The following is an 11,305-nucleotide window of genomic DNA, read 5'->3' as shown; positions in this document are numbered from 1 at the left end:
CTTTTGGAAGTTGTGTTGGGTCAATGCTTGTGATGTCGTCATGAAACCATTCTCCTTTCGTGTCATACATTGCTTCATAAGATTTTCGTGCAAACTTATCCTTTTCACAGTAACCGATACATTTGAAACCTGCTAGTTCCAAACCACGACGAAAACCACCCACACCTGCAAAGAAATCAAGAAAGGTTAGGCTCATACCGTAACCTCCATCATTGAATAGGCTTCATCAAAGGTCAAAGTCTGTCCATCGCGCAACACCGTCACGTTATGATTTCCTGTTGACTCTATATAACGCTTGACAATAACATCCACAAACTTTTCATCTAGCTCAATGCCGTAACAAACCCGACCAGTTTGGTCTGCGGCCATTAGAGTTGAACCAGAACCAAGGAATGGATCAAGAACAATCGTCCCACGCATGGATGAATTTTGAATAGGATAGGCCATGAGCGGAATGGGTTTCATCGTTGGATGGTCCTTACTGGATTTAGGACGGTCATATTCCCAAATGGTTGTTTGTTTACGGTCACTGAACCACTTATGTTTTCCCTTTTGTTTCCAACCAAAGAGACATGGTTCATGTTGCCACTGGTAGGGACTACGTCCGAGGACAAGTGAATTCTTCTTCCAAATGCAACACCCACTGAGATAGAAACCTGCATCATTGAAAGCTTTTCTAAAGTTAAGACCTTCCGTATCCGCATGGAAAACATATATGGAGGCATCAGCTTCCATATGTTTTTCTACTTGAGTGAACATTGAAAAGAGGAACTGGTAAAAGTCACTATCCGGCATATTGTCGTTGAGAATCTTTCCAGCTGTTTCTTCTACATCAACGTTATAAGGAGGATCTGTCACAACTAAATTTGCCTTTTTATCACCTAACAGTTGGTCATATGTTTCAGCTTTCGTAGAGTCGCCACAAATCACTCGGTGTTTACCAAGTTGCCAGACGTCCCCACGTCTTGCTACTGTCGGTTTCTTCAACTCCTCGTCCACATCAAAGTCATCTTCAGATAACTCCTTGTCATGAATGTTAGAGAGAATGTCATCAATTTCTGGTGGTTCAAAACCAGTCAGGTCGAGATTGAAATCCGACTCCTGTAAATCCAAAAGCAAATCCGCCAAAAGCTGGTCGTCCCATTGACCGGTGATTTTGTTAAGGGCAATGTTTAGGGCCTTTTCATCTTCCTTAGATAAATCGACAATGACACATTTGGCGGTTTCATAGTCTAAGTCCTTCAATACAGTTAATCGTTGATGACCACCAATTACCGTCAAGTCTTTATTGACGATGATGGGGTCAACGTAACCAAACTTGAGTAGGCTTTGCTTAATCTTTTCATACTCCTTATCACCCTTTTTGAGTTTTTTCCGAGGATTGTAAGAGGCTGGGTGTAGTTCAGATAATCGAATCTCTCTAATTTCCATTGTTGGTTGACTTGTCATTGATTTCTCCTTTATAAAAGCGTGATTGAATGTAACACGAATGGCTACAATATTTTCGATTTGGATTGGCATAAGATAAAAATGACCCGCCACACTGATGGCAAGTCAAATCTTCATATGCGGTTTTTGATTTATCGTGTTCGTCAGAATGAGTGGTCCACCAAACCTTACGACACTTATCCGAACAGAACTTCTTTGGTCTACCTATTTTGTGAGTATTAAGTGCTTGATAACACTGAGGGCAACGAAGCCCATCATTCTGGTCGGCTTTTGCCATTTGCTTTGTAGCAGTACCATGACCAAGCAATGCTGGATTTCGTTTACAGTATTTCTTAACGGAATCTCTAGATAAACCTGTAGCCTTTCCGATGAATCCATAACCAAGACCTTCTGCTCGCATTTTCCAGATTTGTTTGCGTTGACTTTCGTCCATTTGTTTTCCTTTCCAGCAAAAAAGGACTAAAAACAACTATTTTCTACATTGTTTCTAGTCTTTTTCACTATTTTATTACCAAAATTACATACTAGGGAACGCTACATCCCCACACTAGAAACGTGATAACGGTGGGAAGGAACGTCTAAATGAAGCGATTTTAATGTACCCGCTTGCGAATTTTGCGAAATTGCACGTTTGAGGGGGCGTCGGTCTTAGTCTCCCAAGGGTTTAGAGATTTCATCCCCCCTCCCCCAATGGATGAAAAATGAGATACTTTTGGAACGAAACACCAAGACTAAAATCGATACGAATACTCCACATATCGGTCAGTTGTCTTGGTCTTGCGGTCGTGACATGACTTACAAAGTGCTTGCCAGTTAGATTGATTCCAAAAGAGTTCTTGATCACCTCGGTGGGGCGTGATATGGTCAACAACAGTTGCCTTGGTCAGTCGACCTTTGGCGTTGCATTGAACACAGAGTGGATGAACTTTTAAGTAACGCAGTCGTGCATTGTTCCACTGGGCATTGTATCCTTTGGCTTTGGTTGACTTGGCATCCAGTTGGTGGTTTGCTTTATGGTTCGCACAATACCTGTGACCATAAGGTACTAGGTTAGGACAACCATTTTGTTTACAAGGTGTACTTGGTCTTCTTGGCATTTTACTTCTCCCAAGGTAGATAGTCTTTCGTGAAATGCCCGAAGCAAGATGTTTTGGTGTAGTCTACATTCAAGAGATTCAGTTCCTTAATGATACCTCGTGGTGTTAAATCATACCGCTCACGAATCATTCCTTCCAGTTGTTGTGTGGTGTAGCGACTGGTTCCAAAGGTTTCTACATACACCGACACTGGTTCTGCAACTCCAATGGCATAGGCTAATTGTACTTCACATCGTTTCGCATACCCTTCACGAACAATATCCTTGGCAATCTTTCGTGCCATGTATGCTGCGGAGCGGTCAACCTTACTTGGATCTTTTCCAGAGAAGGCACCACCACCATGATGTGCGAAACCACCGTAGGTATCCGCTACGATTTTACGTCCAGTCACTCCTGCATCCGCAAATGAGCCACCAAGAACAAAACGTCCAGTTGGATTGACTAGAACTTTGAAATCTAGATTCTGACGGTAACGATGAGCCACTGACATCATGGCTTCAGTCACAATTCGTTTCACTTTGGCAATGTCAGCCGTTTCGGTATGTTGGATGGAAACTAAGAAGGTGTCAATCCGTTTTTTTTCATAATCGTAGGATACCTGTGCTTTAGCGTCCTTTCCAAGTAAGGGATGACCAAGTGACATCAGTTTCTCAAGGACTCGTGTTGCTAAGACATAAGGAAGTGGCATGTACTCTGGTGTTTCATCTGTCGCATAACCGAACATCATCCCTTGGTCACCAGCACCGCCAATATCAACACCTTGGGAAATATCAGAACTTTGGAGTCCAAGTAGGTTAGTTACCCGAACATTCTTCATACCAAGTGGCTCGACAACCTGACGTACAATGTTCTCGAGATTAAAGCAATGTCTTGTTGAAATTTCACCAGCTACCACAACTTGGTTATCCTTGATTAAGGTTTCAACTGCAACTCGACTTGATTTGTCATACTTGAGACACTCCGTCACAATAGCATCTGAAATCTGATCACAAATTTTGTCTGGGTGTCCAACTGACACTTGTTCACTAGTAATAATCATAATTCCTCCACGCAAAAAGCCCAACCTTTATGAGGCTAGGCTTTGGTTTATTTTACTGATTGTCGGCCTGCTTCGTAGGCTCTCTCCAATGCTCTTTTGATTACCCAAACCGAAACATCGTAGAAATCGAGGTTGTCGCTCCAGCGTTTTTCCAAAGTTTCAACTAGTAGTTCTTCCTTAGCAATCTCTGTTAAAAGGGCATTGAGTTTTTCTTGTTGGCGTTTTGTCACGCTATTGTTCTCCTCTTCTTTTGTTGTGTACATATTAACTCTAAAAAGGAGATATATCCAGTCTTTTCTGCATTAATTTAAAGAAATTTTAAACAGTTAAAACCAACAAAACCGCCTCGAGAATGGCTTCACCTTCTTCTGTTTCAGGATAGATTTCCCATCCTCTGTCGTAAGAAACGATTGTTTCTTCAGCTACTTCAATATCTAATTTGAAAACACATCCAAGGTCAATTCCAACCTCTGAAGGTTGGGGACTAACCTTAGCAATGTAATCCACTTTATGTCCTTGATAATCAATCCGTCCGTCAGTCCACATGGTTATTCTCCTTAGTTTTTTCTAGGTGTATATTACCCTATCAGCCAAAGAATATCCAGTCATTTGAGGGAGATTTTTATCTTTTTTGACACTTACAATTCTACCACAAATTTTGACAAAGTGAGGTCAATGTTAGGTCACACTTAGTGCAGGGGTAGGTTACTGGTAGGTCAGGGAGAGGTCAGGGAGAGGTTACCTTTCCAAAGAAAATCCCATTTTCATATACACTTCCCTAACATGGTCTAAGACCTTACGTCGCCAATTTCTAACTGTACTTCGACTAATATGAAACTCTCTCATCAAGCTATCCCAATTACTATCTGTCTTAAGCATGGATTGCGCAAAATCATACAAATCTCCCTTTAGAAATTTTAAAGCCATCTCAAAATTATCAAGGTCATTAGCCAATCGGATATACCGTTGCGATAAATCCGCCAATTGTTCCTCATTTTCCTGGATCATCTTCTCACGAAAATTCAGCGCAATCATCTCTGACCGTTGATTGGTAGGTGTACTTTTAACTCTAGGTTCATCAGATTTTTCAAAAACGAGTGATCCAATAACCTCATTTTCTGTCACTGGTTTGAAATGTTCCAAACGATACTTTAACATCTCCAAGTCACTTTTAAGTTCATTGTAATTCGTTAACATGTGCTCTGCCTTATCCATCTGCCCCTCCTACTTGTGCTTTAACAGCTTCAATCAGCCGTTCTTGTTGTGCATCTTTGTTTTCTAGTGCCTTCAGGATTTCCTCATCAATCGTTCCTACAGTCACAATGTGTTGGATGACAACTGTCTCAGCCTCCTGGCCTTGACGCCAAAGTCGTGCATTTGTTTGTTGGTATAATTCCAAAGACCATGTTAAACCAAACCAGACCAAGTGATGACCACCTTTTTGGAGGTTCAACCCATGACCAGCTCCAGCTGGATGAAGTAAGCCAACTGGGACATTTCCCTTGTTCCATTCACGAATATCTTCTTCTGTTTTCAGCACCCTACTCTTTACCTTGAGTTTTTCTAAACGACTAATAATCCGAGCTAAGTCATGTTTGAACCAATAGGCCACTAAGACAGGCTCTCCATTTGCGGATTCAAGGATATCTTCAAGGGCATCTAGTTTCTGTTCATGTAGTGGCACAACCGTATGATCATCTGAATATACTGCTCCATTGGATAACTGAACTAACTTGTTTGTTAGGCTTGCAGCATTTGCGGCAGTTACTTCTAATCCATCCAACTCTGACAATACATACTCTTTCTTAAACTGACTGTACTTTTCTTGTTCCTTTTCTGACATACGCACCAGTTTCTTGGTTGAAATCAAATCAGGCATATCCAAATAATCTAGGGCTTTCATGGAAATGGTAATATCACTAATCTTGTCTTGAATTTGACACTCTGCATAGTCCATAGGGATGTATTCATAGACAATGTTTCCGTTGCGACGACCTTCTTCAAAGTAACGACTACGAAACTCACCGATGAACCGACCAAGACGTTCTCCTCCGTCAATGACTTTAAACTCTGCAAACAAATCCATTAGCCCATTTGAGCTTGGTGTTCCAGTCAGCCCAACAATACGTTTCATGTGAGGACGCATTGCCATAAAGGCTTTGAAACGCTTGGACTGCCAAGACTTGAAAGAACTCAATTCATCAATCACTACCATATCCCACTTGAAATAGGGACTACATTGTTCCACCAACCAAGGGAGGTTTTCACGATTGACGATATAGATGTCCGCATCTTTCTGAAGAGCTACTTTTCGTTGCTTTGGTGTTCCCACAATTTTCGAATACCGTAAGTGACGCAACTCCGCCCATTGCTCAATCTCATCACTCCAAACAGTATTTGCGACTCGAAGTGGGGCAATAACCAAAACCTTAGTGACTTCAAATCGGTCAAACATCAGCTCATTTACTGCAGACAAGGTTGTTGCTGTCTTTCCCATCCCCATGTCTAAGATGACTGCTGCATAAGGGTGAGCTATGATGAAGTCCTTGGCGACTACTTGATAGTTATGTAATATCAATTTCATCTAGTACCTCTCCAATCATCTCAATTCGGTCAATAACGTAAACCTTGAAACCTAACCGCTCGAACAGTTTATGTCTTGACACTTGTAACATCCTTGGCTTTTGGTCAGGAGCTTTTACTTCCACCAAGCCAAACTTGCCTTTGGGTAAAAACACCAAGCGATCTGGCACACCAGAAAAGGATGGTGATACCCACTTAGGACAAATCCCTCCTCGAGCTTTCACAAACTTCACCAAGGCTTGCTCAACGTACTTTTCTCTCATTGTTCTAAATCCTTTCATCAAATTGAAGTGTGTAGGTCTAGTGCAGTCATTTCCAAAACTCCTCTTATAGGCTTTTTTTTATAGTAATTTTTGCTTATAGGATAGTTTTAGAAAAGACCATAATAGACCTACACAAAATCAAAAAATGTCACTCATGCTAGTCGTTTAATTCATTTTTCTGAACCCTTATTCAAAATAAGTTCCAACCATTCAGTCAACGACCTACACTCCTAAATTAGTCCAGCACCGCTCTTGTGGAGGTAAGTTGGCTAACAATGCTGGTCATTAATCTAAGAAATCATAGCCTTCTTCAACCAATTTCAAACCAAGAATGAAGTTACCTTTACTTGTCCGTTTTCGTTTAAACCCTGCCTGCTCAAGTGCAGAATAAAAATCGGTCGTACTACGTGTATACTCCATGTTTTTGGCGCAATAGGCGCGATACTGACTGTATAGTTCTCCTGATTTTTCTGTCAACTGATCACCAATTTGACAACAATCACTAAGGAAGTGTCCTAACCAATCATTGGCCTCACGATAAGCTTTGACGGAAGATGATACAGCAGTTGGTACTTTTGTTTTGAAGTTCGCTTTGATGGCTTTTTCTGCACCTTCGATAATCCAAGATAAAATTGCTGGAGCCGCATTGTCATACAAATGGTCCGCAAAGTTTTTGATGTCAGAGCGACCAGTGATTTTGGCATTAAATGGGATTACAACCAAACGTCGCCAAGTTCCATCATCGTTCGCCCCTACTTTAGGCAGATGGTTGGTGTAAAGAACCAGCGTGTGTGATGGCACGAAGTGAAATGGATCCTTGTACTTTTTCTCCGCTTGGATTTCATCTGTTGAGGTAATCTGCTTAACAACAGCTGTATTGAGTCGCATACCCTCAGCCATTTCAGAAGCAATGACCAGACGTTTCCCTTTAAGCTCTGCAAGCTCAGGACTCACGTTACGCTTGTTTGACATGGTTAAAGCATCCGCAGATAATTTCCCTGAGTAGCTCCCTAGCACACGAGCAATGGTATTCCAAAAAGTAGACTTACCGTTTGCCCCACCTCCGTAGGCAATAATCATATGTTCCTGATAGACCTTACCGATGGCTGCCATACCAATAATTTCTTGAACATATTCAATTAATTCTTGGTCATTACAGAAAAAGGTAGCTAAAGTTTCCTGCCATAATCCCATTCCCTGATCACTAGGAGAGACTGCTGTCATTTTAGTTATATAATCTTCAGGATTGTGTTCTTGTGACCCATTTATTCCTTTTCGTAGATCATAGGTAGCCTCTGGAGTATTGAGTAATAAGTCATCACTATCTAATTCTGACAGTTCTACTGAAAGCATTGGCTTAGCTGTATTATAGACAGCCATCAAATTCTTATAGTCACGATGTTTCATAACAAATTTATGGAACTCTTTAGCTACTAGATAGGCTTTTAAATATTTCAATTGAAGTGGAGTTTCAACTGCATTTTCTAGTCGCTTTCCACCAGCCTTAATAGTCAATTCATCAATACCTGAAGACTGAAGTTGCTTCTCTGCAGATTCCAAGAGTACATTCGCTTCAGCAAGTTGTTCATCAGTAAAGTGCACAACTGCACCTAATGCCAACTGCTTGTTCTCACGCCAGTGAGTCCCATCATAGTAAAGATAGTCTGTTGCATTGGTATAAGCGAGCCTGTTCGCATACTCTCTTGCAAGAACTCCTGCTTCCCCAACATCCGAGTAATCATCTGGTTTTAAAGTTTCTCGATTAAAAGCATCAGGAGCCACATAACTTTTAGATGTTTTTATAGTTCTGTTGTAGAATCGCACAGCACTACCCCAAATGGTATCTAACTCTACTTTATCAAGTGGCGGTACACATTTCTGTGCCTGCTCATCAAAACCATCCCTAGCTTCTTGGGTCACGCCTAGCCGTTTGACAATCTTAGCTGCAAATACAGACATCGTTGAATTACGACTCCCTTGCTGGATCGGTCCACTTGGAGGAGTATAGAAGTCTGCATCGAAATCTTCCTCGTCATCAATAGAAACAGTTTGAAACAAATCTTCATCTATAGTTAGCCATGAATCATGCCACATAACTTGTGCATTTGTATTCCCAAAGAAGAACCTTGCCGCATCCTTGGCATTATCATCAAAAAACTTGTACTGATTACAAAGTTCTTCCTTCATGGCAACATAGATGTCTTTCTCAGTCACCTCATTGATTTGGAAGTAGATATGATATTTTGGTCTTGGAGCTTTTCCTGCCTTAGCCTTCATATGATTTCGACTAGTTACCAAGGCAAACTTATAATCCGCAAAGATTTCTTTTAATCGCTCAACCGTCATCCATTCATCTGGATTCTCAGAGTGGTGATTATCAATATCCATGACCAAAACGTCCGACTGGATGAATTTGGCATTTGAGCGTGTATTGTTTAAAAACAGCCCTGCCACATGGTCAAATTGCGCAACAGTTTGTAACGATATTTCATCAGTAATAGTTACTTGATTGGGGTAGACAGTGGTTGTCTGAACCCCAGTCTGTCCAGAATGAGATAAGGTAAATTGCATTATGCACCCTCCATATTTTTGCAGTAATTTTAGAAATATATCTTCTTAACTTACTAAGTAAGAATCTGACAAATTTTTCCGCTCTTTCAGAAAAAAATTATTCAAAAAAATAGAAGTTTCCTATTAAATTGCACAGGAAACTTTTTTGATATTCAAAAATTTTTCAAATCAAACGGAAAAACATCACTTGGTTCTACTTAGTAATGTGTAAGAGATATGTCTAAAAAAAATCTCTTGCAAAGTGGAAAAATTAATCAAAACCTTACTCAGTAAGATAGGAGGTCCAAATATGATAAACGAACCATACATCAAACCTGATGAAGACGTAGCTGATACTCTCATCGCTATCAGCGTCATCTCAAAACTACTCGCTCGGAAAATTATGGAGGAAGAAAACAATGAGCAAAATGAAAGAACTGAATAGACTAATTCATGATATGGAAGAAACCGCAAAGTACTACCTTCGCTTGGTGGATGAGTTCAAGAAACTCCTCTCTTCTGAGGAAGAAACAGTTCCTGAACCAATATCACCCAAATCTGAACCACAAAAGGAAATTCAATTGGAGGATATCCGTGCTGTCCTTGCGACTAAAGCTAAAGATGGCTTTAAGAATGAGGTTCGTGCTCTTCTAAATGCTTACGGTGCTTCTTCACTATCAGCGCTTGACCCTAAACACTTTGCGGCAGTCCTTGAAGAAGCTGGAGGGATTGGTAATGACTAACCACGCAATTCTATCCGCATCTGCATCACATCGTTGGTTGAACTGCCCACCATCTGTTCGACTTACAGAGGAACTGCCTGATACAACATCTGATTTTGCTCTCGAAGGTACTGATGCTCACGAGTTGTGTGCTTATCTAGTTGATAAGGCTCTAGGTAGGAATGCGCGTGATCCGACTGAGGATTTAACATTTTATAACGATGAAATGCAGAATTGCGCAGAAGAATACCGCAACTATGTCATGGAGCAAGTTGAGAAAGCCAAAGGCTACTCTCGTGACCCTACAGTTCTTGTCGAACAACGACTGGACTTTTCTAAGTGGGTACCTGAAGGATTTGGAACTGGAGATTGCCTCATCGTGGCGGACGGACTTCTTCAGGTAATTGACTACAAGCACGGGCTTGGTGTTCTAGTTGATGCAGACCACAACCCTCAAATGATGTGTTATGCACTTGGAGCACTTGAGATGTTTGATGGACTTTATGATTTCGATAAAGTTACCATGACAATCTTTCAACCACGAAAACATAACATATCTACCTTTGAGATAGAAAAGACTGAGTTGCTTGAATGGGCAGAAAATGAACTCGCCCCAAAAGCTAAACTTGCATTCAAGGGTGAGGGGGATATGCAGTCTGGTAAACACTGCCAATTCTGTAAACTAAAGAATATCTGTCGCAAACGTGCGGAGGATAATTTGGCTCTTGCCAAGATGGAGTTTGCGAATCCAGCTTCCCTTGATAACGAGGACATTGCAGAGATTTTGCCTAAACTAGACTTGTTGATTTCATGGGCAAACGACATCAAAACTTATGCATTAAATCAAGCAACAGATGGACATCACATCCCAGGATACAAACTGGTTGAAGGTCGCTCTGTTCGTAAATTCTCAGATGAGTCAGCCGTGAGTCAAGCTGTGATGGAAGCAGGCTTTGACCCTTTTGAGAAAAAACTACTCACTATAACTGCCATGACTAAGTTACTTGGCAAGAAAACTTTTAATGACCTCCTTGGTGGTCTCATAATAAAACCAAGTGGTAAACCAACACTCGTTCCAATTGACGATAGCCGTCAAGAGATGAACCTAGCAAAACATGAATTCAAAGAGGATTAACTATATGACAACTAAAGTAATTACAGGACCAAACACTCGCTTCAGCTACTTAAATGCCAATGAGCCAAAGTCAATTAACGGTAGCACTCCCAAGTACAGTGCCTCGCTCATCATCCCAAAAGATGATACAGTCACCATTAACAAAATCAAGGCTGCTATTGAGCAAGCATACAAAGAAGGTGAGTCAAAACTTAAAGGCAACGGTAAATCAGTACCTGCATTATCTACTCTGAAAACTCCCCTACGTGACGGTGATCTTGAACGCCCTGATGATGAAGCATACAAAAATGCTTACTTTGTGAATGCCAACTCTCCACACAAACCTGGTGTGGTTGATGGCAATCGTCAAGAAATCATTGATACATCAGAATTGTATTCAGGCATCTACGGACGTGCTTCTATTACCTTCTACGCATTTAATTCCAATGGCAATAAAGGGATTGCTTGCGGTTTGAATAACTTGCAAA

15 protein-coding genes are annotated in these 11,305 nt (G+C 41.0%); 4 read left to right on the top strand and 11 right to left on the bottom strand.

Annotation, left to right across the window (positions count from 1 at the left end; all coding sequences use genetic code 11):
* The 11 genes from K5Q34_RS11255 to K5Q34_RS11205 all read right to left on the bottom strand — a co-directional run.
* Positions 1 to 196: DNA cytosine methyltransferase (locus tag K5Q34_RS11255; protein ID WP_221865027.1), on the bottom strand; the 196-nt coding region annotated here is incomplete at its 3' end.
* Entirely contained in the window at positions 193 to 1,449 is a 1,257-nt protein-coding gene (locus tag K5Q34_RS11250; RefSeq protein WP_221865026.1) for a site-specific DNA-methyltransferase, read from the bottom strand. The genes K5Q34_RS11250 and K5Q34_RS11255, both read right to left, overlap by 4 nt.
* Positions 1,421 to 1,882, bottom strand: coding sequence for a helix-turn-helix domain-containing protein (locus K5Q34_RS11245; protein WP_221865025.1), 462 nt, complete (start codon positions 1,880 to 1,882; stop codon positions 1,421 to 1,423). The genes K5Q34_RS11250 and K5Q34_RS11245 overlap by 29 nt, the downstream gene beginning before the upstream one ends.
* A gap of 298 nt (positions 1,883 to 2,180) precedes the next feature.
* Positions 2,181 to 2,546, bottom strand: coding sequence for an HNH endonuclease (locus tag K5Q34_RS11240; protein WP_221865024.1), 366 nt, complete (start codon positions 2,544 to 2,546; stop codon positions 2,181 to 2,183).
* Position 2,547: 1 nt separating this feature from the next.
* The gene (gene metK / locus K5Q34_RS11235) at positions 2,548 to 3,585 is read right to left on the bottom strand and encodes a methionine adenosyltransferase (protein ID WP_221865023.1); all 1,038 of its coding nucleotides are present in this window, start codon (positions 3,583 to 3,585) and stop codon (positions 2,548 to 2,550) included.
* Between the two features lie 47 nt (positions 3,586 to 3,632).
* Entirely contained in the window at positions 3,633 to 3,815 is a 183-nt protein-coding gene (locus tag K5Q34_RS11230) for a DUF6900 domain-containing protein (protein WP_221865028.1), read from the bottom strand.
* A gap of 88 nt (positions 3,816 to 3,903) precedes the next feature.
* Entirely contained in the window at positions 3,904 to 4,131 is a 228-nt protein-coding gene (locus K5Q34_RS11225) for a hypothetical protein (RefSeq protein WP_221865022.1), read from the bottom strand.
* A 192-nt stretch (positions 4,132 to 4,323) separates the two neighbouring features.
* The gene (locus tag K5Q34_RS11220; RefSeq protein ID WP_221865021.1) at positions 4,324 to 4,800 is read right to left on the bottom strand and encodes a hypothetical protein; all 477 of its coding nucleotides are present in this window, start codon (positions 4,798 to 4,800) and stop codon (positions 4,324 to 4,326) included.
* Positions 4,793 to 6,169 (bottom strand): DEAD/DEAH box helicase, encoded by a 1,377-nt coding sequence (locus K5Q34_RS11215; protein WP_221865020.1) that lies wholly within the window; start codon positions 6,167 to 6,169, stop codon positions 4,793 to 4,795. The genes K5Q34_RS11220 and K5Q34_RS11215 overlap by 8 nt, the downstream gene beginning before the upstream one ends.
* Positions 6,150 to 6,431 carry a VRR-NUC domain-containing protein gene (locus tag K5Q34_RS11210; RefSeq protein ID WP_221865019.1) on the bottom strand — a complete coding sequence of 94 codons (282 nt, stop codon included), beginning with the start codon at positions 6,429 to 6,431 and terminating at the stop codon, positions 6,150 to 6,152. Before K5Q34_RS11210 ends, K5Q34_RS11215 begins: the two co-directional genes overlap by 20 nt.
* Positions 6,432 to 6,716: 285 nt before the next feature.
* A complete protein-coding gene (locus K5Q34_RS11205) occupies positions 6,717 to 9,002 on the bottom strand; it encodes a phage/plasmid primase, P4 family (protein ID WP_221865018.1) in 2,286 nt (761 codons plus the stop codon).
* 289 nt (positions 9,003 to 9,291) lie between these two features.
* Here K5Q34_RS11205 and K5Q34_RS11885 point away from each other — a divergent pair, with 289 nt between their 5' ends.
* The 4 genes from K5Q34_RS11885 to K5Q34_RS11190 all read left to right on the top strand — a co-directional run.
* Positions 9,292 to 9,426 carry a hypothetical protein gene (locus tag K5Q34_RS11885; protein WP_260619455.1) on the top strand — a complete coding sequence of 45 codons (135 nt, stop codon included), beginning with the start codon at positions 9,292 to 9,294 and terminating at the stop codon, positions 9,424 to 9,426.
* Entirely contained in the window at positions 9,401 to 9,724 is a 324-nt protein-coding gene (locus tag K5Q34_RS11200; RefSeq protein ID WP_015057750.1) for a hypothetical protein, read from the top strand. The genes K5Q34_RS11885 and K5Q34_RS11200 overlap by 26 nt, the downstream gene beginning before the upstream one ends.
* Positions 9,717 to 10,838: a DUF2800 domain-containing protein gene (locus K5Q34_RS11195; protein ID WP_105142782.1), complete on the top strand. Its 1,122-nt coding sequence runs from the start codon at positions 9,717 to 9,719 to the stop codon at positions 10,836 to 10,838. The genes K5Q34_RS11200 and K5Q34_RS11195 overlap by 8 nt, the downstream gene beginning before the upstream one ends.
* A 4-nt stretch (positions 10,839 to 10,842) precedes the next feature.
* Positions 10,843 to 11,305: DUF2815 family protein (locus tag K5Q34_RS11190; RefSeq protein ID WP_398578132.1), on the top strand; the 463-nt coding region annotated here is incomplete at its 3' end.

Source organism: Streptococcus sp. 2018110 (genome assembly GCF_019754115.1).
Classification (GTDB): Bacteria; Bacillota; Bacilli; order Lactobacillales; family Streptococcaceae; genus Streptococcus; species Streptococcus hashimotonensis.
Note: the sequence above shows the minus strand (reverse complement) of the source record. Positions and strands in the feature narration are given on the sequence as shown.